Raw genomic sequence first — 21,872 nt, forward strand, 5'->3', positions numbered from 1 at the left:
CCCAGCTTATGCTTTTGATTATTCATCAGTAGTTACGCTAATTCATCGCACATATTAGTTACTCCCTCCCAAATTTAATTTGTACGCCATATAAGCTATTACTTAGCTAATAAAAAACAGATACACTGCGCAAAACTAGACGGTTGTTACCAAGGAAAACAATGCAATCATCCACTAAAAACTTTTTGCTCGCGCTTGTGTGCGTAATTTTAGCCATGATCACTATTCAATCTGGCGCTTCGTTTGCTAAGCAGTTATTTCCGATTATAGGACCTGAAGGCACCACCGCGCTTAGGCTTGGCTTTTCTGCACTTATTCTGTGTTTAATATTTAAACCATGGAAAAAGCTGCCGGCTAAAGGTAATCGACTTTCAATTGTAATATACGGTTTAAGCTTAGGCGGAATGAACATTTTATTTTATTACGCCATTGAACGTATCCCTTTAGGAATAGGTGTTGCGCTTGAATTTACCGGCCCACTCGCTGTGGCGTTATTTAGCTCACGCGCAAAGCGCGACTTGTTTTGGGTAGCGTGTGCCATTGCGGGTATTTTACTATTACTACCGGATATGAGTAGCCAAGAGAGCCTAGATCCAATAGGCGTAGTACTTGCGCTAGGTGCTGGTGCCTGTTGGGCAGCCTATATTTTATTTGGTAAAAAAACAGGCACGCAAAGCTCGGGCGGCGCAACGGTTGCTTTGGGTATGACTGTTGCAGCCATTGTACTTGTACCTTATGGCGGCATATTACAAAGCAGTGCGTTTACATGGAGTGTAATACCGCTGGGCATTGGCATTGCTATTTTATCAAGCGCGCTGCCCTATACGCTTGAAATGGTTGCCCTGCGCAATATGCCCGCTCAAGGGTTTAGTATTATGCTAAGTTTAGAGCCTGCATTTGCTGCCCTTGCTGGGTTTATTATACTTGGCGAGTTATTAACCCTGTGGCAATGGTTGGCTATTTTGTTGGTGATTATAGCCTCGGTGGGTAGCTCATTTTCGAGTGTTAAAAAACAATAATCGCTTCTGTAAAAAGGCCGGCACATAACTTCGCTGGCCTCTTAAATAATAAACCCTTTTATGATTTATATCGCGCTACCTTCTACTTGTTATTAAATAGCCGATTAGTGATATAACTGGCATACCCGCTGCCACTAACGCCACGCTTTGCCAGCCACCAGCTTCGTATAGTGGACTTGCTATTAACGAGCCAAGCGCCCCACCTACAAAAATACTGGTCATGTAAATGGCGTTTAAGCGAGCACGGCTTTGTGGCTCTAATGAATATACCACTCGCTGGCCCAGCACCATATTTGCCTGCACAGCAAAATCAATAAACATACCCGTAAGCGCTAAAATAATCACGCCGTGTGGTAGCTCAAATATACTGGGTAAAAAGCACGCTGCGGCAATCACTTTTGCCAATAACGATAACTGATGTGTATAGCCTTTGTCGGCTAAACGCCCAACAATGGGGGCCGCAATAGCACCTGCGGCCCCAACAAGCGCAAAGAGCGCGATGTGTGTTTGCGATAAACCATACTCTCTGGCTAATACAACCGGTACACTGGTCCAAAATAAGCTAAAAGAGGCAAACATAAGCGCTTGATACAGCGCCCGTTGACGCAGCACTGGCTGCAGTATTATTAGCTGCTTAAGCGATTTTAATAACTTAAAGTACGTTGTATTTTGTGTTGGTTGCCTGCTCGGTATCGCAAAATAGATAACACTGGCTATAAATGCCATACAACCTGCGGCAAAGTAAAATACAGCTCGCCAACCAAAATGATCGGCTATTAAGCTTGAAACTGGCCTCGCTAATAAAATACCCAATAACAGCCCCGCCATTATATTACCCAGTACTTGCCCACGTTTTTCATCTGACGATAAATGCGCAGCAAGCGGTATTAATACCTGCACCGATACAGAGCTTGCCCCAACGAGTAAGCATAAAACTAGCATTACACCTGGGCTTTGCGCCAAACCTACGCCTATTAAACTTAAAAATGTTATCGCTAAGGTAATTAGCATTAAGCGTTTGTTTTCGACTAAATCAGCCAATGGCACTAAAAAAAACAGTCCTAACGCATAACCAATTTGAGTAAGCGACACAATAAAACTTGCGCTATGTGCACTTAAGCCAACATCGGGCGCTAATAACTCAATGATTGGCTGGGCATAGTAAATATTTGCCACAATAAGGCCACAGCACAACGCAATAATGCTCACTAAGGTATTACTTATTTGCACAGGGTGTGCAGCAGTTTGGTTCATGAAACACTCTAATTGATAAAAATAAATCCCACTGCAAATAAATGCAGCGGGTAGGCATGGTAAATGTAAAAATATAAGTTACTTAATTGGTGAAGGCTGCCCATGCGGACTGGAGCGCAAATACTGCTTTGGTGCTTTAACAGTTGCGCCAAGCTCGGCTGCGGCATGCCAAGGCCAAGGCCAATGCGGGTTATATAAAATACCACGGGCAAGGGCCACGCCGTCTGCTTGCTGCTCGCTAACAATATTTTCGGCTTGTTGTGGCTCGGTAATTAAACCAACGGCTATAACAGGCATGCTAACGGCCTTTTTAATAGCCGTTGCAAATGGCACCTGAAAGTTAGGTTTTACTGGTATTTTCTGTTCTGGGCTTAGCCCTGCTGTGCTTACGTGAATAAAATCGCAACCAAGCTCATCAAGTGCCTTGGCAAGCGCTATTGATTGCTCTAAATCCCAACCACCTTCAACCCAATCAGTCGCTGAAATACGAATACCCACGGGTTTGCTACTGTTAAACTCTGCGCGCACAGCTTTAAATACGTCTAACACAATACGCATACGGCTTTGTAAACTGCCGCCATATTCATCATCGCGCTTGTTACTTAAAGGTGATAAAAACTGGTGTAACAAATAACCATGTGCAGCATGTAGCTCAATTAAATCAATGCCTAGCTCATCAGCACGTTTAGCCGCGCTAACAAAGTCTTTAATTAATGAGTCTATGTCGGATTGGCTCATAGCTTTGGGGACTGGGCTATTATCGTCATACGCAACTGCTGAAGGCGCGAGCGTTTGCCAGCCGTTTTCATCCGTTGGGCTTAATGCGCCACCACCATCCCATGGTTTTTCCGTAGATGCTTTACGCCCAGCATGCGCAAGCTGAATACCAATAGGCATTGGGCTATATTGTCTAAGCGCTTTTAAACTTTTATTTAATGCTTGCTGGGTTTCGCTGTTCCAAAGCCCTAAATCGCCGTAACTAATGCGCCCCTCTGGGCTTACCGCGGTGGCTTCTAATATTAATAACCCGGCACCACTTAAGCTCAATTGCCCTAAATGAATGGTGTGCCAATCACTGGCAGCTCCATTGTGTGCTGAATACTGGCACATAGGCGCAATAATAATACGGTTGTCTAGAGTGAGTTCACCGAGCTTTAAAGGTGAGAATAATTGGCTCATAAATATTCCTTAATACGCGTACTTTAGTACGAAATGCTATAGCTTACGGTATGAAGGGTTAATGGGGATCAAACTTCACTTTTATAGTGCTAAAACGTGAATAAATGCTGTTTAGTAAAATATTCAACAGGGCCTTATAGGTTTTTTAACTGTATTAACACATTTAGGTAATAAAACAATGTGAGCGGCTATTTACATTTACTCAACGAGTAAAACATGCTCGCTTGTACCTTAATTAGCCAATTGTTTGGATGTTATACATATTTATATTATCTTCTGCTAAAGCCAACCTATATTTATTCTAAAAAAGTGAATTAAAATTCATTTTGGCATTCCCACCACTTTAACTCCCTGATAAACTAATTAACCTATATTAACTGGTGTTAAATTTTAAATCTGGGGATCACTTTTTATGTTTAAACCAAGCTTACTAACCTTGGCTATTTCGAGCGCTGTATCTGGCGCATTTATATTTTCTAATTCTGCAGTGGCGCAAGAAGAAGTCATAGCTCAAAACAAATCGCTCGAAGTAATCGAAGTTACAGCAACCAGACGCAGCGGCTCTGTACAAAATGCACCGCTAAACATTACCGCACTTGATGCCGATGTAATGAAAGATCAAAACATTGGCGAATTAGCCGATGTAGCGCGTTGGGTACCTGGTTTAACAATTACCGATCAAGGTGGTCGCTCAGGCTCGCCAATTATTGTACGTGGTTTAAACACAAACTCGTCAGGTCCCTCATCAGATGGTGGTACCGTAGCCACATACGTTAACGAAATTCCAGTGTCTGTAGATATGCGTTTAGTCGACATAGAACGCGTAGAAGTACTTATTGGGCCACAAGGCACATTATATGGCGCGGGAACACTCGGCGGTGCAATTCGTTACATGCTTAAAGAGCCAGAGCTTGATTTTACCTCAGTAGAAGTATTTGGTGACCTATTTCAAACCCAAGAAAGTGACTCATTAGGCGGCGAAGGTGGCTTTATTGTTAACCTGCCAATTATTGAAGATAAATTAGCTGTACGTGCAAGCTTAAACGTATACGAAGACCCAGGCTTTATTGATTATGCTTATACAGTGCGCGAACCAGGTGTATCGCTACCGGACCCTGATTGGAGCAACGCCGACGAAGTAAACAACAATATTAAAAATGTTGAAGATGCTAACGGCGAAACCACCACGACTGGGCGCATTTCGGTACGCTTCAAACCAAGCGAAACATTTGAAGGAACGCTTAATTACTTTTATCAAAACCAAGACAGCGAAGGCCGTTCAATTGTTCATTACAACAGCCTAAACGATGATAACGGTTTAAGCGATATTGTAGGTAAGTACGAGTCGGCTTATCGTTATGAAGAGCCGCGCGAAAAAGAAGATCAACTACTAAGCCTCGAGCTAAAAGCCGACTTAGGTTTTGCAGAGCTTGTATCGGCAACCGGTATTTCGAGCTTTGATGCCGACGGCCAACGCGACCAAACCGATTTACTTATCCGCCTAGATTACGGTTATGAAGAGTTCCCTTCATTCTCAGCATTTACCCGAGAGGTTGATGAAGAAGATACCTTAACGCAAGAGCTGCGTTTAGTATCGCAAAGCGACAGCGACCTAAATTGGATTGTAGGCGCGTTTTACAACAAAACCGAAACAGAAGCATCAAGCAGAGAGTTTACACCTGGGTTTGACCAATTCGCTATCGATAACTTTGGCGGCGCGCAGCTAAGACCTGACTCATTAGAATACTTAGAGCTTACAAAAAGTGAAGTTACTGAGTCCGCACTATTTGGTGAAGTTGGCTATCAAGTTACCGAAAAGTTAGATATTACTATCGGTGCGCGTTTTTACGAATACGACGTAGAGTCGCAAGCGGCTTTTGACTTCCCGCTTGCAAATACTCTTTATGGCGATGCAGACCCTGATGCAATCACCGTTGCTTACGAAAAAGACAAAGCCGGCGATAACGGTAACTTATTTAAATTTAATGCTAAATATCAATTTACTGATTCAGTAATGGCTTATGTAACAGTGAGTGAAGGCTTTAGAATTGGCGGCTCAAACGGTTTAGTGTCTTGCCCAGATCCAATCCCTGAAGATCAACAAACAGGCTGTGGTAAACCTGACGAATTATTATTTGAAGCCGACACTACAACAAACTACGAGTTAGGCTTTAAAAGCACCTGGCTTAAAAGCCAGCTACACTTTAACGCCGCGTTATTTAACGTAGATTGGGATGATGCACAAATTACGGGCGCTACTGATGTAGGCCAATTAACTTATCTTTCAAACGCAGGCAGTGCAAACGCAAAAGGGGTTGAGCTATCTACCCGTGCTATTTTATCTGACTCGTTTACCGTGTACGCAACCTATGCTTATACAAAAGCAGAGCTAACCTCAGATGCACCATTTTTATTTAATGCCGATGGCACAGATGGCGCAGAAGACGGCGACCGTTTACCTGGCTCGCCAGAGCATCAGTTCTCAATGGGTGTAAACTATCAAACAGATGTATTTAGCGACAAAACCCTTGATATTAACTACGGTTTAACCGCGCAAAGCGATGTACTTTCAAAAGTAGGTTTGCATGACAGCGGTGAAACACTACCAGGTTATAGCTTAAGTAATATTTCTGCTAAGTTAACAGCCGATGAGTGGTCAACAACTCTTTATGTTGATAATCTATTTAATAAATATGCATTTACATCAGTTCGTCGCTCAGATGCAGACATAACAACTGCAAACGGTGCCGACATACAACGTAACTACGGCCACTATATTAACCGCCCGCTTACGGTAGGCGTTAAATTTAACTACAAATTTGAAATATAATTTATAGTCACTTTTAAACAATGTTGTAAGGCTCAAATTTATTTGAGCCTTTTTTCTTTATAAACGCGTAACTAAATAATAAAAATTAAACAATGCAGCCAAATTTAAAACAACTTCATCAAAGTGCAATTAAACATTTAAACCAAGGCAATATTGAGCTTGCTCATAAAGCATTAGTTGAATTGGTGACTCAAAAAACCGACTTTGCTGATGGCTACTTTTTACTGGCCATGGTTAATTTACGCGTAGGGCAAATACACAAAGCCATAAAGCTAATAGAAAAAGCCCTTAGCTTTGGTAAAAGCATTGAATACAGCGCCCAACTTGCAAAGTGTTACGCAATTACAGGCGAGCTAACTAAAGCCAAAAACACCGCTTTAGCAATACCCGTTGAGCAAATAAAAAAGCCGCTTGATGCCGACACCCTAGGTGTTGCACTTACACAAGCAGGCCTTCACGAACACGCACTAAATTACTTTAACTGCGCAATTGAACTGGCCAAACACGCAAATAAACCACAACCACAGTTTTATTATAATTTAGGGGTAAGCGCTAAATTTGTAGGCCAATTTGAACAAGCCAAAAATGCCTTTGAAAGCGCCATTACTCTAAACCCGCTGCATCACCAAAGCCATTTTGCATTAAGTGACTTAACCAAAGCCACCGCGCAATCTAATCATATAGCGCGCTTAAAAACCGTAGCTGAGCAAACCACTAATCCCGATGCAAAATTACACATTGGCCACGCACTTGCAAAAGAGTACCAAGACATAGGTGAGTTTGATAATGCGTTTAAAAGCCTAGAGCAAGGTAAAGTAGCAAAACGTGCTATGCAGCCATTTGATCATAAAAGCTCAACCGCATTATTTGAACACATTAAACATTTAAGTAAGCAGCATCAACACGCGCTAACACAAGGAAACCCAACGCCAGAGCCTATTTTTGTATTAGGTATGCCCCGCTCTGGTACCACATTGGTTGAGCGTATTTTATCGAGCCACAGCGACGTACAATCTGCCGGTGAGTTACAAGACTTTGGCCTAAGCGTTAAAAAGTTAAGCCAAACACAAACACCCCATGTACTCGATACTCAAACACTCACTAAAGCCTACGAGCTTGATTTTAATCAGCTTGGGACAACCTATTTAAACGCAACACGCGTAACCACTGGCAACCATAAACACTTTATAGATAAACTCCCGTTTAACTTTTTTTATATCGACTTAATTACTAAAGCGCTGCCAAACGCTAAAATTATTTGTATGCTGCGCGACCCAATGGACACCTGTATTGGTAACTTTCGCCAGTTATTTACCATTAATAACCCGTATTATGCTTACTCCTTAGACTTACTCGACACAGCCAAATTTTATAGCCGCTTTTACAAACTCATGCAGCACTTTAGCTCCCTACATAGCAATATAAAATTAGTAAAATACGAAGAATTAGTCGCAAAGCCCGAGCAGCAAATAAAAGAGCTAGTCAGCTTTTGTAATTTAGAGTGGCAAGCACAATGTATAGACTTTCACTTAAACACCGCGCCGGTATCTACGGCCAGTAAAGTACAAGTACGCCAACCACTTAATAACAAAGCAATTGGCCGTTGGAAGGCGTTTAAACCCCATACTGATGCAGCAGTTGAGTACCTTTTAAGCCAAGGTATAAGTGTTGAATAAACGTTTTATTTTGGGCAGGGCAGAATCCAAATAAGCAGCTTTGTGTAAGTGTAGGTCGGATAAGCGAAGCGCCATCCGACACAGTAAAATACCTTGCCAATTATTATCTCATTTTATGTTGTCGAGTGGCTGGAAAGTGCCAATTAAAGACACTTATGATTTTAGTTATTTGTTAGGCTTACCCTACATCAATTTAGGCATTAATGCGTGCAAAAAATAATAACAAATAGGGGAGCTTATGCATATTACGACTAATTTTAATGCTTTAAAATAGTGCCGGTACTTTGGTACCAAAAGCAAAATTAAAGTGTAAATAAGGCCTAGAAATGATGAAAGTATTAACAGGAGAGCTAATAGCATTTCTATTATATCTCCACCGCCATATGGCTCTCCTTGAACTACAGAAAATGACCAATACAAAGTTGAACGGTATAATAAACCAATAAAAGTAATTGCTATTGGTAATGTAACGAAAATTTTAAATAACATCCGTGCCTTTTGGTATGCCTAACGCCGTTTTAAGCAGCGAGTAATAGCTTGCTAAAATGTGAAACGAAGTGAAACCGAGCAAGCTGTTACGTGTCCGACTTGAAACCCCTTGTTAGGCAGCATTAAACAATGTTTAATTATAGTGGGTAATAATTGCTCTCATTATCTTTGCTTGAAGCTCATAAGTCTCATCACCGCCATTAGTTAAAATAATAATCTCAAGATCGTACTTCGGATGAAAAAATAATTCTGTTTGATAGCCATCTTGTGAACCGCCATGAGAATAAAAAGGCTGTTCACCCCAACCTATAATCCAACCTAAACCAAAGGTGCCATCATCACCTGCATCACTATGAACTTTAGTCATTAAATTTAACGACTTTTGACTAATAATTTTTCCCTCTTTCAATGCAACTATAAAGTTATCAAGGTCTTCAATACTACTGACTTGTGCCATTGCTCCAGTGGTATATTGATTTATTCCAAAAAAAGATTCCGTTTTAGCATAATTAAGGGCGTCATTCGGTTTAATAGTGACGCCTTTCTCGACAATATAGCTATTTTTCATATTTGCAGGAATAAAAATATTATCACTCAAATAATCGGAAAAACTAACTCCGCTAACTTTTGCAATTACTTCAGCTAACAATACGTAACAACTATTACAATAAATCGCTTTATCGAAAGTTTGTGATTTAACCTTAATTTTATTTGAGGAAATAAATTTTATAACATCTTGGTTTGTCGATAAATTTGCTAAGTTTAGGTTTGAGTCTGAGAAGAAGTCGTCAGAAATATATACCCTATGAGATAGTAAATGCTTTATCGTAATATCTTTCCAATCGGTGGGTAACCCTTGAATGTATTTGGTTATATGGTCGTCTAGAGAAACCTTTTTCTGCTCAACTAACTGCATAATTGCCAATGCAGTAAAAGGTTTACTAATTGAGCCAATTCTAAACCCTGTATGAGATCGAATCGGATAATTCTTATCTTTGTTAGCAAGCCCTTTACTTAACTGATAAATAATTTCATTATTTTTTTTAACTAAAACACTAACTCCTGGCTGATCTTCTTTTTGCTTTGATAATATTAAATTTAACTTGTCTACAAGAGCGTCTTTATTATCTTGAGAATGAACTCCACTAAATACAGGTGTGCTTGCTAAATAGATAAGTGAAATCAGAAAAACTTGAATTATTTTTTTTTTCATTATTTCTTCTTCCTTGACTGAGGCACAACTTAATCAGCCAACGCCGCGTTAAAGGGCGGCGCTTTTTGCCGTCCCAGCCGAAGGCGATTTAAACGCCTTGTTACGTGTAATGTGAGTTTCAGGGTAAAACTTGCTGTAAAAATGGAAATTCATGGATGCATGAAGAATTTATTTTATTGCGAATGTTTTCGTCTCCATCATCATGTTTAGCTAAGCATAGGTAATATTTACAATTTTCATGGGTTGCGTATACCAACCATTCTCCTGTTGTTTTTTGATCGCTTTGGCGTCGTTGTAAATTAGATGTAATAACATCATTTACAATGTGAGGAATACTTCTAGTGTCATAAACCGCTCTTCATTGCTTGAACGAGCCTCCTCAACTTTTTCTTCAACATAAGGCATTCCATAATTATTAAGTGCATTTTTAGCATTTTGGGCAAGTGCTTAAAGGCTTCCATCAAAGTAATGTTTGTGCCAAAGTCCTTGTAATGGCGGACGACGAAATTCTGAGGCTTCTTTTGTTCTACTTGTATCTTCCACGCCTTCAAGGAATTTTACTTCATGCATAACTGTATCTATATTTAATACGCCTCTCTCAAATAAAGAAAACAAATCAAATAGGAAAAGTATGCTGTATCGATCTTTTATAACATCATCAATTTTAATAAGCTCTATAAAGGATGTGATCTTTGAGTAAGTTTCTGGATCTTCTTCCTTCAATTTAGTTAAAACCACTTTAATTAAATCAACTTTAAGGCTTTATTCCATATTGGTTCCTTATTCGTCAGACACGTAACAATTTAATAGTGCGCTCATCGCGTATATTTCTGCCGACGCCACGTTCATTTTTCTACATAATATATGTTTTAACAAATAACCTAAGGTATTACTATCACTAAGTTTTCTAAACTTTAAAGAAAAGTTTAATAGAACAATATGCGCGCGTCGCTCATTTTCTTGAATATATGCGCAAAGCACAGTTTGACCACTAAATTAACTATTATATTTATCCAATCTCAATGACTGCTCATAGCGGCCCTTTTAAAAACTCAATTTAATTAGCTTGAGCACCCCACCACAACGCTTATTTACTTTTGTGTCGGTTCAACTGTAAATAATGTCGATTCAGATAAACATTAATGAAGCAGGTTAAAAAACTCGCTAAATTTCTTATCAACAAAACGCCAAACACCTATTTTTTGATAAGGAATACAGTCATGAACATTATTACAAAACAGTTAACGGCAAATTGATGGTGATTGTAAATGATGATATTAAATCTGAGCTAAGCACCAGCAAAGCCGGTGCCGATAAACTAAAGCAATTACTACACATTTAGTTTATCTAAAAATGTGTTACTAATCATTGCTCGAATACACACTTAAAATAGGAAACTTATGCTCAGCAAACGATATCGTTACCGACTGTGTTTGGTTGCCATTAAAGCCTAACTTAAACTCACTTGGTGTTAGCCTGCTGCCATCTGCAAACAGCGCTAATAAATGATCCTGATTAAGTTCACGCTTGCCAGAAGCTAAATTAGTAAGGGTAATAACCGCCCAACGCTCTCCTATTTCGTTACTCATAAGTACATAGTTTACAATTGAAAAGTCAGACTTTTTGGGCGTTATATTGTTATCGTTTGGAAACGACAACTGCATGCTATTTGGTATGGCTCGGTCTACGTTTAGTACATTATTTTGCGCTGCAAACACATTGCCGCTAAGTATTAATAAAAATAAAAAGCTGCCTACAATTTTTACCACAATTAAAGCCCTTTTAAATTTAGCTGCTTGATTAAAATTTATACTCGCAGTTTTTACCTATTATGTAAACACTCTATTAAACGCTCAGTAAATTAACTAAGCGCTCATTCAGTGACACCCCATTAGTATTAACACTTTGCAGGACGTTAATAAACACACGGTTATTAAACAGGAGTAAATTACATGGCAACCACACCTAAAAAGTCACATGAGGTTAGTAATGCGCAATCGACTTTATTAAACCCAGAGCACAGCATTCAAGTACGAGGCGCGCGTGTTCATAACTTAAAAGATGTGGATGTAAACTTGCCCCGTAATTCACTTGTTGTTTTTACCGGTATATCAGGCTCGGGTAAATCATCGCTTGCCTTTGGAACATTATTTGCCGAATCGCAGCATCGCTATCTTGATTCGGTATCCCCTTATGCACGCAGATTAATCGATCAGGTAGACGAGCCTGATGTAGATTCAATTGAAGGACTGCCACCCGCGGTCGCATTACAGCAACAGCGTGGTGCACCCTCGGTACGCTCATCGGTGGGTAGTGTAACCACTATTTCTAACGCGCTGCGAATGCTTTACTCACGCGCAGGCGAATACCCCAAAGGGCAAGGCATACTGTACGCCGATGCGTTTTCGCCTAATACGCCACAAGGCGCCTGCCCAGAATGCCACGGTATTGGCCGTGTATTTAACGTAACCGAAGAGCTGTTAGTGCCCGACCCTACTAAATCAATTAAAGAGCGCGCTATAGCCGCATGGCCGCCAGCTTGGCAAGGTAAAAACCTAAGCCGTATTCTCACCTCGTTAGGCTACGATATTAATAAACCGTGGAATACCCTACCTAAAAAAGCCCGTGATTGGATTTTATTTACCGACGACACACCCACAGTGCCCGTTTTTCCTGAGTACACGCTTGAGCAAACCCAAGCGGCTATTAAAAATGAAGAAAGCCCCAGCTACATGGGTACATTTATAAGTGCTAAACGCTTTGTTTTACAATCGTTTGCCAGTACGCAAAGCCCACGCACAAAAAAGCGCGTATCGCAGTATATGCAAATATCACAATGCCCGCAGTGCGAAGGTAAAAAGCTTAAAAAAGAGTCGTTATCGGTTAAAGTAGCAGGGCTTGATATAGGTGAGATTTCGCAGTTAACGCTTAATGAGCTGGCAGATAAATTAAGGTTTGCCGCTAGTAACCCCGCTAAAAGTAACGCAGCAAACCCCGAAAAAGCCATAGTTGCAAAGCGTATAGCAGACGACATTCTTAAACGCGTTGAAGCACTCACCAAACTTGGTTTAGGGTATTTATCGCTTGAGCGCACTACCCCATCGCTATCGCCTGGTGAATTACAACGCTTAAGGCTTGCAACGCAAATTCGCTCAAAATTATTTGGCGTTGTGTATGTATTAGATGAACCTTCGGCAGGTTTACACCCTGCCGATACGCAAGCATTATTAGCCGCATTAGATGAACTAATAGCGGCGGGTAACTCAGTGTTTGTGGTTGAGCACGACGTAAGTGTTATTCGCCATGCCGATTGGGTGGTTGATGTAGGGCCAAATGCGGGCTCTCGTGGCGGTAATATTGTTTATAGCGGCCCTGTTGAGGGCTTAAAGCAAATTAGCCGCTCACACACGAGCCAGTATCTATTTAAAAATAACGAATCTCAGCAAGCTCAAATTCAAAGTAAACAACGCCCAGCAAAAGCATGGCTTACGCTTAAAAATGTTGAGCGTAATAACTTACAAAAGCTTAATGTAGAATTTCCGCTTGGGGTTATTACAAGTGTTACAGGAGTATCTGGCTCAGGTAAGTCAAGCTTAGTAAGCCAAGCGCTTGTTGAGCTGGTTTACGACGCACTAGGGCTAAAATCGCAGCCACAAATACCTACCGATGAAGCCGAGTTGCTCGAGCAAGAGCTCGATATAACAACCGGCGGGCAAATAACAGGGGGCATTGAGCATATAAAGCGACTAATAACGGTTGATCAAAAAGCCATTGGCCGCACACCTCGCTCAAACCTTGCAACTTATACGGGTTTGTTCGATCACGTACGAAAACTGTTTGCCAATACCAAAGAGGCAACAGCACGTAAGTACGACGCGGGCCGTTTTTCGTTTAATGTTAAAAAAGGACGCTGCGAAAATTGCGAAGGCGTAGGCTTTGTAAGCGTAGAGCTGTTATTTTTACCTAGCGTGTATTCACCTTGCCCTGTGTGTAACGCCAAGCGCTACAACCAAAAAACACTCGAGATTACCTATAAAGATAAAACCATTGCCGATGTACTTAATTTAACCGTTGAGTCTGCGCATACATTTTTTGCCGATGAGCCCGCTATTTTACGTGCGCTCAATGCGCTCTTACAAGTGGGCCTTGGCTATTTACGTTTAGGCCAACCTGCTACTGAGCTTTCGGGCGGCGAGGCCCAGCGCATCAAACTTGCCACAGAGCTGCAACGCACACAGCGCGGCGATACGCTTTATATTTTAGATGAACCAACCACAGGCCTACACCCAAAAGATGTAGCTATGTTAATGACACAGTTAAATGGCTTAGTTGATGCGGGCAACACCGTGATTATGGTTGAGCACGATATGCAAGTAGCCAGTAACAGTGATTGGGTTATTGATATTGGCCCAGGAGCCGGCGACGAAGGCGGAGTAATAGTTGCACAAGGTAAACCTGAAAGCGTCGCTGAATCACAAAAAAGTAAAACGGCACCATTTTTAAAAGCGCAGTTAAATGACGCACGCGCTAATTAAAATGTTAAAAGCAATATGCATAATATAAAAAGAGCCTAGGGCTCTTTTTATTAGTCTAAGGCTAACCAAACGCCTACAAGCATCATTAAACTGCCTGCTATACGGTTCATCCATTTAATATTATCGCCTCGGGCTAAAAACAGACGCAGGCTTTTACCACCCGTTGCGTAAGCTAACATGCTTACAAATTCGGTTACCATAATTACGCTAAGTAAAATCACTAATTGTGGCGCAACGGCCTGATCAACATTAATAAACGGTGGGAGTAGTGAAATCATAAACGCCCAGCCTTTTGGGTTAGCAACAGCGGTAATAAACCCTTGCGTAAAAAGCGACTGCCTACTTACATCGCTTGGGCTGTGTGTATTAACCGACATTTTACCTTTAGCGCGCCACATATTTACGCCAATATAAATTAAGTACGCGCCGCCTACCCACTTTAGAATAGCAAACGCATCAGGGTAATTTAGCATTACACTTGCTACACCGAGTACCGCAGCAACGGCAACACTTGCTACGCCTAATAGCTCACCTATCATCATCCATAAGGTTCGGCGCACACCGATGCTCATGCCGAGTGTCATGGCAAGGGTCATACACATACCTGGAGTAATAGACACAAAAAAGAACGTTGGAATAAAAACCGCAAGTGCTGCTACATCAATCATTAAATTACCTTGTATTAAAAACAAAAAAACGCGGCTATAAGTAGCCGCGTTGCTGCTTACTTATGTGATTACTCTTGCCCAGTACTTGCCACTGGTTCAGTAATTACTTCTACTGGCTCTGCTGTATCATTTATCAAATACTTATCTAGCCACTGCTCTTGTTCCCACAGTACATGTAATAAACTTTTACGTGCGCGGTAGCCGTGGGCTTCGTAAGGAAGCATTACTAAACGAGCGTCTTTACCTAGGCCTTTAAGCGCAGCGTACATACGCTCACTTTGCATTGGGAAGGTGCCCGAATTCGGATCTTCTTGACCATGGATCATCAGCATTGGCTCATTGATTTTTTCAGCGTGAAAAAACGGCGACATATTAGCGTATACACTTTGAGCTTGCCAAAAATCACGTTCTTCACCCTGAAAACCAAACGGCGTTAACGTACGGTTGTACGCGCCACTGCGGGCAATACCGGTTTTAAATAAATCGCTATGTGCTAATAGGTTTGCCACCATAAATGCACCGTACGAATGCCCTGCTATAGCTATTTTGTTTTTATCGGCAACGCCTTTTTTAACCAATACATCAACCGCTGCTTGTGCACTTGAAACTAACTGCTTTCTAAAGTTATCGTTTGGCTCACTGCCATCAATGCCTACAATTGGCATTTTAGGGTCGTCAAATACGGCAATACCTTTTGCAAGGTAAGGCATCGGGCCCCAATAGCCAATGTAGGTAAATTCGTATGGCGACTCACGCACTTGTGATGCTACGGCTTTATCTTTGTATTCAAGCGGGTATGCCCACATAAGTACGGGTAACGGGCCTTGGGTTACATCGTAACCTGGCGGTAAATAAAGCGTGCCAGAAAGCTCAACTCCGTCATCACGTTTGTAACGTAGCTGCTCTTTTGTCACGCCTTTAAATGCAGGGTACGGATGAGCAAAGTTAGTTAATTGGGTAAGTGTATCGTTATCTAAATCACGAATAAAAAAGTTAGGTTGCTCGGTTTTAGACTCTCGCACAGTTATAAAGCGCTCGCCTTCATCGTCAAGTAATGCACGAACGCGCTCGTAGTATGGAGCTTGTGATTGCCATAAACGCTTGCTGCTATTTGTTTTTACATCGTACCTGTCTAAAAACGGAATATTACCTTGCTCTGATGCGCCATTGCCGCGCAGGTACATATAACGCCCACCAACAATTTTAATCACGTTGGCGCCTAAATCGTTACGCTCGTATATAAAGCTACCTGGGTTTTTATACGCATCGTTATAGCTTCGCTCAGAAAAAAGCACACGGTTTTTGTCTGCATTGCGTGGTTGAATAACATAGGTTCGCACTTGGCGGTCGCTAAAGCGCCAGTCGCTAAGGATGGAAATATTTTGATTGCCCCAAACTATACCAGCATAGCGGCGCTCTACTTTAGCAAACAGCTTAGGCTCGCGTTTAAACGGCGCGCGTAGGCTGTAAATATAATCATGGTGCTTAACATCGGTTTTCATGTCGCCGCCATCTTGCGCCTCGGCCCAAATAACTTCTGCGCCTTGATCCGCGCGCCATTCAAAGTCGCGTCGGCCAGTGCGAACACTGTCGTAGCCTTGCGGAATGTTATCGGCAAGTGGCTGTTTTACAAGTTCGGCTAATGCATAACCGCGCATGCCCCATATTTGCCACGTACTCGCAAACCGGCTGTACGGTACTTGGTACGAAAACGGCTCGTTTATCGCAGCCACTAATATATTGGTTGAATCGGGCGATACCGAAAATGACTTAAATAATGCAGGGCTGCCAATGGCTTGTGTGTTGCCATCAAGCGTTACGTAAGCTAATTGCCCTTGGCCGTAAAATTTAAACTGCGCTTCGTCAAAAGGGCTGGTTAATAAGTTTTGATAGGTACGCGCAGGGGCTTTTTCGCCTGTGCTTTGCTGTATAACAGGCACTACATTTTGACTACTGTTTTTAAGCGCGGGCTTACCTATATTAACCGCTAAATTTGCAACCAGTGCGCTGCTATCGGGCAGCCATTGGTAGGGCGTAGCGGTAATAACCGAGTTAAGCGCTGCGTTTGAGAGCATTTTTGCTTGCTTTGTCTCTACACTGTAAAGCCATAAATTTGCTTGGTTTTGTTGCTCTACAACAAACGCTAAATACTTACTGTTTGATGACCATTTGGGTGAGCGAATAATACCACTTGGTAAGTTATTAATATTAATAACCGTGCCGCTTTGCACGTGCTTTAGCTCAACTGCGCTGTATTTTGCGCTAACACGTGAACGCGAAAAGTTAGCAGGGTTAAGTTTAATACCCGCAAGCTTAAGCTCATCTTTGGCAAGCTCATCTAGTGTTACTACGCGCTTTCGCTCAAATAAAGCAAGCCATTGACCATCGCTCGATAAAAAACTAGTCGGTGCTAATTTGGCATCTACCACAGCGGCAAGCTCTGGCGAAGGTGTTTGATAGCCTTGCTCAGCATAACTGCTTGGCATTATTACAACACAACAAATAAAGGCAACTAACAGCCTAAATGCGTTCATGTTTTTATCCTTTTGTTATTTTTAAGATTATAAAAGGTATATAAACATGTTTTGCTCTGTTCATAAAGTATTAAGCTTTAAATTGCAGGGCTAAAAGATGACTTAAATGCATTATATACGCTACACTACGCAGCTATTTACTCATTACTGTGCGCTTAAAATTCCATGCCTAATAAAGCTAAATCGGTCACTATTTTTGATGTTGCTCACCACGCGGGGGTGTCTAAATCGACTGTGTCGCTGGTGCTTACGCACAGCAATAAGGTAGCCGATAAAAGCAAACAAAAAGTGTTACAAGCCATAGAAGAGCTAGGCTATGTGTATAATCGTGATGCTGCAGCTATGCGCTCTGGGCGGACTAACCTAGTGGTTGTAGTAATTGACGATTTAACAAACCCACTTATGGCATTGCTTGCTAAAAGTATAGAGCAGGCATTAAGCGAGGCTTTTTTTCAAGCCATTATTGTTAGTAGTAACAACAGTGTAGAGCGCCAAACGCAGCTAATAAATAATTTAAAAGAATACAAAGTAGCTGCATTTATAATGTGCCCTGTGGCAAATACCTGTGCACAGTGGCTCGACAACCTTACTACTGCCTACCCTGTCATTAGCCTAATGCACGAAGTGCCCTACAGCTCAGCCCCGTGTGTTTTGCCCGACTACACTAAAGCAAGCCACCTAGTCACATTGCAGCTAATAAATGAGTCGCCTAAAAGCATGCTGTTTATGGGGGATGAAAGCTTATCGGCACAGGCTTTATTAAGTGGCTTTAATAGCGCGTGTCAAAAACACAATATAACCCCCGAGCCTGCAATTACGTGCACAAAAAGCACCCCATTACATGCTAAGCAAGTATTTAGTAACACATTACTTAATAAGCCGAGTATTGACGCGGTAGTATGCGCTAACACTGTTATTGCACATGGCGTTTTAAGCGCCGCCCCGCATTTAAAAAACAATATAGTGAGCTGCTTACATATTCCTGATATTACCGAAATGCAGCCTCGCTTTACTTGCGCCAATATAAGCACACAAGAGCTTGCTAAACGCAGTATTTTAGTGCTGCAAGAACAACTCCAAACACACACAGCGCCAGTAAAAACGCTGGTAAATGTAAACTTACAAATTAGAGAAACACCGTAATGAAAAAAGTGCTGGTAATTGGTTACGTATGGCCAGAGCCAAATTCGTCTGCTGCGGGTACGCACATGATGTCGTTATTAAACGCGTTTAAAGCGCAAAATTGGCAAGTAGAATTTGCCACCCCAGCACAACGCACCGAGCACATGGTAAACCTAGATGAGTACGGTATTACCAGCCAAAGCATAGCCCTAAACTGCGAAAGCTTTGATGAGTACGTTAAAGCGTACAACCCAGACATAGTGATGTTTGACCGCTTTATGATGGAAGAGCAATTTGGCTGGCGTGTAGACAAACATTGCCCTAATGCCATTAAAATACTCGATACCGAAGATTTACAATGCCTACGAAATGCGCGCCACGAAGCGCATAAAGGCGAGCGCGAGTTTACCACCAGCGATTTACATTCCGACATAGCAAAACGCGAAATAGCGGCTATTTTGCGCTGCGACCTCAGCTTAATTATTTCAAGCTACGAAATGGAATTGCTCAATAGTGTATTTAAGGTCGAACCAAGCTTATTACACCATTTACCGTTTATGGTCGATTTAAGTGCATTACCTAAAACCACAAAAAGCTTTGTTGAACGCGCGCACTTTATGACCATAGGTAACTTTAGACATGCCCCCAACTGGGATGCCGTGCTGTACTTACAAAAAATATGGCCACTTATTCGCAAGCAATTACCAAAAGCCGAGCTACACATTTATGGCTCTTACCCGCCCCCAAAAGCAACTGCACTTAATAACCCTAAAACGGGGTTTTTAATAAAAGGCTGGGCCGACGATGCCTATGAGGTAATGCAAAGCGCACGCGTGTGTTTAGCACCGCTTCGTTTTGGCGCAGGTATAAAAGGCAAGCTGCTAGAAGCGATGATAATGCAAACGCCCAGCGTTACCACTAATATTGGTGCAGAGGGAATGCACAACGATTTACCCTGGCCTGGTAAAGTGGCTAATAATACCGACGATTTTGCAAATGCAGCCGTTGAGCTTTACACCAATCAAGCCGATTTTGAACACGCGCAACAAGCTGGCAAAACACTACTTAATACCCTGTACGACAAAGTAAAATTAAGCACGGGGTTAATTAATAAAATTGACTCAATAAGCAAGGATTTAAAAGCGCATAGGGAAAAAAACTTCACAGGACAAATGTTAAAACACCATACTATGCGCAGTACGCAATATATGGCGCAATGGATTGCTGAAAAAAATAAAAAATTAGATTAAAAATGACTAGACTCCTACAAATTTGTGTTTAAAATCGCGCCCATTACAAATGGGCGTTTTAGCCTATACTTTTAGCTAATTTATTTACTCACTGGTCCATACAAGATTTGAAAACTGCAACCTTTACTGAAAAGCGCAAATTTATCGTTAAATTAGGTAAAATGCTACACAAGTACGGCACCCCTGCGTACCGATTAGAAGCACATTTAATGGAAGTGGCCACCTACTTAGGACTTAAATCGTCTTTTGTTATGTCGCCAACTTCAGTAACGTTTGTAATTTGGACTGATGGCCACGAAGACGAATACACCCACGTGGCACGCGTAGACCCAGGCGATCACGACTTAGGCTCACTAGCCGATACCGACGATTTGGTAAATCAAATGCTCGACGACAAGCTCACTTTACAAGAGGTTGATGCCCAGCTTGATGCCATTTACGACATGCCAAATCCGTACAACAAACTCGTAACCGGTATTGCGTTTGCAACGTCGGGTGGCGCGTTTGCTATGTTAATGGGCACCAGTTGGACAGATGTTATTTGGTCTGGGTTACTCACCTTAGTTGTATATTTATTTGTGTTATGGTCAAGTCGCTCTAAACGTGTTGCACATATGCTTGAGCCACTTGTAGCCATTATTTCAGCTATATTAGCTTGTGCGGTAAGTGTGTATATAACCCCCGAAATTAATATACGTTTAGTGGTGCTTTCAGCCATTATTGTATTTATACCAGGCCTTGCCCTTGCACTTGGTTTAGCCGAACTGGCAGCTAGGCATTTGGTGTCGGGAACTGCGCGGGTAATGGACTCGTTTATGCTGTTGTTTAAATTGTACTTTGGTGCATTTATTGGCATAGGCATTGGCTTTGCCATTTTTGGCCAAGCAGACTTTGTGCAACCAGAGCCTCTTCCTAAATGGACAGCTTGGCTAGCAATACTTCTGCTTTGTAGCAGCTTAGTTGTTATTTTTAGAACTAAAATTAAGCATGCGGGTTGGTCTATCGCATCTGGTTTTATAGCCTATGGCACGAGTATTGGCTCGGCAATGTACCTTGACTACACGTTAGGTACATTTGTTGGGGCGCTCTCGGTCGGTGTGTTTAGTAACTTATTTAATCGCGTTGCAAATGCCCCAGCCTCCATTGTTGCCATGCAGGGCTTAATTGTACTGGTACCCGGCAGTAAAACTTATATTGGCTTAAACTCGCTTATTGAAGGCCAAGATTTTGTTTATGCTGAGCATATAGGCCAGCAAACGTTTTTAATATTTATGTCGCTTGTAGCAGGGCTTATATTTGCAAACGTGGCTTTACCGCCTAAAAAAAGCTTATAAGCTTGTTGTAACTAATAAGCCCGTTAACTTTGTAACGGGCTGTGTTGTTTAAACTGCTATTCGTTATGGGGGATGGTTAGTACAATTTTTCCTACGTGTTGTTTTTGTGCAAACACCTTTTGCGCCGTCACGATTTCATTAAGAGGAAAAGTTTTTGCCACAATAGGCTTAATTTTTTCTTGTTCAATAAAGTTAACTAAGCTTTTAAATACCTCAGGCTCTATAACTGTACACCCAAAAAAAGTTAAATCTTTTAAGTACAAAGTACGTATATCAAGCTCTACTAATGCCCCGCCAATAGCGCCTGACACCGCATAACGCCCTTTTGGCTTTAATACTTCCAAAAGCGTAGGCCATTGCTCGCCAGCAACGAGGTCAATGACTACATCAACACTGTTTTTACCTATAGCTTAAATTAAATCATCTTCACGAAATATAACCTTATCAGCACCTAACTCTTCAAGCTGCTGTGCCTTACTTTTACTTGTAATAGCAATAACAAAAGCACCACGCGCTTTGGCTAATTGCACCGCTGCAGAGCCAACCCCGCCCGAGGCCCCCGTAATTAAAACAGTTTCCCCTGGCTGTGGGTTTGAGCGAAATAGCATGTTTTCGGCCGTAGAATATGAGCACGGAAAAGAGGCCAGCTCTTCATCACTATAGTTACTATTGATTTTATAAGCGTGAATCTGGCAGTCTATAATGAATTAGGTGGTGCACTTCCAATTAGAATCTAGGCCTTGTGTTTTATACAACTATTTTGATGGGT

Annotated in this window: 14 protein-coding genes and 1 pseudogene; 7 read left to right on the forward strand and 8 right to left on the reverse strand. The window is 41.7% G+C overall.

The features are described from left to right. Positions 1-161 precede the first annotated feature (161 nt). Positions 162-1,019, forward strand: coding sequence for an EamA family transporter (locus CWC16_RS02040; RefSeq protein ID WP_055014469.1), 858 nt, complete (start codon positions 162-164; stop codon positions 1,017-1,019). A gap of 75 nt (positions 1,020-1,094) precedes the next feature. Here CWC16_RS02040 and CWC16_RS02045 read toward each other — a convergent pair whose 3' ends face one another. Continuing rightward, positions 1,095-2,273, reverse strand: coding sequence for an MFS transporter (locus CWC16_RS02045; protein ID WP_138540301.1), 1,179 nt, complete (start codon positions 2,271-2,273; stop codon positions 1,095-1,097). Positions 2,274-2,351: 78 nt separating this feature from the next. Continuing rightward, positions 2,352-3,452, reverse strand: a complete 1,101-nt coding sequence (locus CWC16_RS02050) for an NADH:flavin oxidoreductase/NADH oxidase (protein WP_138540302.1) — start codon at positions 3,450-3,452, stop codon at positions 2,352-2,354. Between the two features lie 412 nt (positions 3,453-3,864). Here CWC16_RS02050 and CWC16_RS02055 point away from each other — a divergent pair, with 412 nt between their 5' ends. Together CWC16_RS02055 and CWC16_RS02060 are read left to right on the forward strand one after the other, a co-directional pair. Next, positions 3,865-6,282: a TonB-dependent receptor gene (locus CWC16_RS02055; RefSeq protein WP_138540303.1), complete on the forward strand. Its 2,418-nt coding sequence runs from the start codon at positions 3,865-3,867 to the stop codon at positions 6,280-6,282. A 92-nt stretch (positions 6,283-6,374) separates the two neighbouring features. After that, complete coding sequence (locus CWC16_RS02060) at positions 6,375-7,958, forward strand: tetratricopeptide repeat-containing sulfotransferase family protein (protein ID WP_138540304.1); 1,584 nt, start codon at positions 6,375-6,377, stop codon at positions 7,956-7,958. 622 nt (positions 7,959-8,580) lie between these two features. Here the strand turns inward: CWC16_RS02060 and CWC16_RS02065 are convergent. From CWC16_RS02065 to CWC16_RS02080, 3 genes are all read right to left on the reverse strand, one after another. After that, a complete protein-coding gene (locus CWC16_RS02065) occupies positions 8,581-9,660 on the reverse strand; it encodes a serine hydrolase domain-containing protein (protein WP_138540305.1) in 1,080 nt (359 codons plus the stop codon). 447 nt (positions 9,661-10,107) lie between these two features. Then, positions 10,108-10,383 (reverse strand): hypothetical protein, encoded by a 276-nt coding sequence (locus tag CWC16_RS02070; protein ID WP_138540306.1) that lies wholly within the window; start codon positions 10,381-10,383, stop codon positions 10,108-10,110. A 638-nt stretch (positions 10,384-11,021) separates the two neighbouring features. Further along, entirely contained in the window at positions 11,022-11,429 is a 408-nt protein-coding gene (locus tag CWC16_RS02080) for a hypothetical protein (RefSeq protein ID WP_171037612.1), read from the reverse strand. A 183-nt stretch (positions 11,430-11,612) separates the two neighbouring features. On the opposite strand from CWC16_RS02080, the gene uvrA reads away from it, so the two are divergent. Beyond that, positions 11,613-14,195, forward strand: a complete 2,583-nt coding sequence (gene uvrA / locus CWC16_RS02085) for an excinuclease ABC subunit UvrA (RefSeq protein WP_138540307.1) — start codon at positions 11,613-11,615, stop codon at positions 14,193-14,195. Positions 14,196-14,245: 50 nt separating this feature from the next. Here uvrA and CWC16_RS02090 read toward each other — a convergent pair whose 3' ends face one another. Together CWC16_RS02090 and CWC16_RS02095 are read right to left on the reverse strand one after the other, a co-directional pair. Continuing rightward, positions 14,246-14,863: a LysE family translocator gene (locus tag CWC16_RS02090; RefSeq protein ID WP_138540308.1), complete on the reverse strand. Its 618-nt coding sequence runs from the start codon at positions 14,861-14,863 to the stop codon at positions 14,246-14,248. 68 nt (positions 14,864-14,931) lie between these two features. Next, the gene (locus CWC16_RS02095) at positions 14,932-17,397 is read right to left on the reverse strand and encodes a S9 family peptidase (protein ID WP_138540309.1); all 2,466 of its coding nucleotides are present in this window, start codon (positions 17,395-17,397) and stop codon (positions 14,932-14,934) included. A gap of 165 nt (positions 17,398-17,562) precedes the next feature. On the opposite strand from CWC16_RS02095, the gene CWC16_RS02100 reads away from it, so the two are divergent. From CWC16_RS02100 to CWC16_RS02110, 3 genes are all read left to right on the forward strand, one after another. Further along, positions 17,563-18,540 (forward strand): LacI family DNA-binding transcriptional regulator, encoded by a 978-nt coding sequence (locus CWC16_RS02100; RefSeq protein WP_138540310.1) that lies wholly within the window; start codon positions 17,563-17,565, stop codon positions 18,538-18,540. Then, positions 18,540-19,769, forward strand: a complete 1,230-nt coding sequence (locus tag CWC16_RS02105) for a glycosyltransferase (protein ID WP_138540311.1) — start codon at positions 18,540-18,542, stop codon at positions 19,767-19,769. Before CWC16_RS02100 ends, CWC16_RS02105 begins: the two co-directional genes overlap by 1 nt. Positions 19,770-19,876: 107 nt before the next feature. Next, positions 19,877-21,103 carry a threonine/serine exporter family protein gene (locus CWC16_RS02110; RefSeq protein WP_082422665.1) on the forward strand — a complete coding sequence of 409 codons (1,227 nt, stop codon included), beginning with the start codon at positions 19,877-19,879 and terminating at the stop codon, positions 21,101-21,103. A gap of 56 nt (positions 21,104-21,159) precedes the next feature. Here the strand turns inward: CWC16_RS02110 and CWC16_RS02115 are convergent. Then, positions 21,160-21,792: pseudogene (locus CWC16_RS02115) on the reverse strand (zinc-binding dehydrogenase); the annotation flags it as partial. Positions 21,793-21,872 lie beyond the last annotated feature (80 nt).

Origin of the sequence: Pseudoalteromonas sp. S3776 (assembly GCF_005886915.1) — a bacterium.
GTDB lineage: Bacteria > Pseudomonadota > Gammaproteobacteria > Enterobacterales > Alteromonadaceae > Pseudoalteromonas.

Coding starts and splice junctions, on each gene's coding strand:
- CWC16_RS02040 (WP_055014469.1), top strand. CDS start 162: ATGCAATCATCCACTAAAAACTTTTTGCTCGCGCTTGTGTGCGTAATT.
- CWC16_RS02045 (WP_138540301.1), bottom strand. CDS start 2,273: ATGAACCAAACTGCTGCACACCCTGTGCAAATAAGTAATACCTTAGTG.
- CWC16_RS02050 (WP_138540302.1), bottom strand. CDS start 3,452: ATGAGCCAATTATTCTCACCTTTAAAGCTCGGTGAACTCACTCTAGAC.
- CWC16_RS02055 (WP_138540303.1), top strand. CDS start 3,865: ATGTTTAAACCAAGCTTACTAACCTTGGCTATTTCGAGCGCTGTATCT.
- CWC16_RS02060 (WP_138540304.1), top strand. CDS start 6,375: ATGCAGCCAAATTTAAAACAACTTCATCAAAGTGCAATTAAACATTTA.
- CWC16_RS02065 (WP_138540305.1), bottom strand. CDS start 9,660: ATGAAAAAAAAAATAATTCAAGTTTTTCTGATTTCACTTATCTATTTA.
- uvrA (WP_138540307.1), top strand. CDS start 11,613: ATGGCAACCACACCTAAAAAGTCACATGAGGTTAGTAATGCGCAATCG.
- CWC16_RS02090 (WP_138540308.1), bottom strand. CDS start 14,863: ATGATTGATGTAGCAGCACTTGCGGTTTTTATTCCAACGTTCTTTTTT.
- CWC16_RS02095 (WP_138540309.1), bottom strand. CDS start 17,397: ATGAACGCATTTAGGCTGTTAGTTGCCTTTATTTGTTGTGTTGTAATA.
- CWC16_RS02100 (WP_138540310.1), top strand. CDS start 17,563: ATGCCTAATAAAGCTAAATCGGTCACTATTTTTGATGTTGCTCACCAC.
- CWC16_RS02105 (WP_138540311.1), top strand. CDS start 18,540: ATGAAAAAAGTGCTGGTAATTGGTTACGTATGGCCAGAGCCAAATTCG.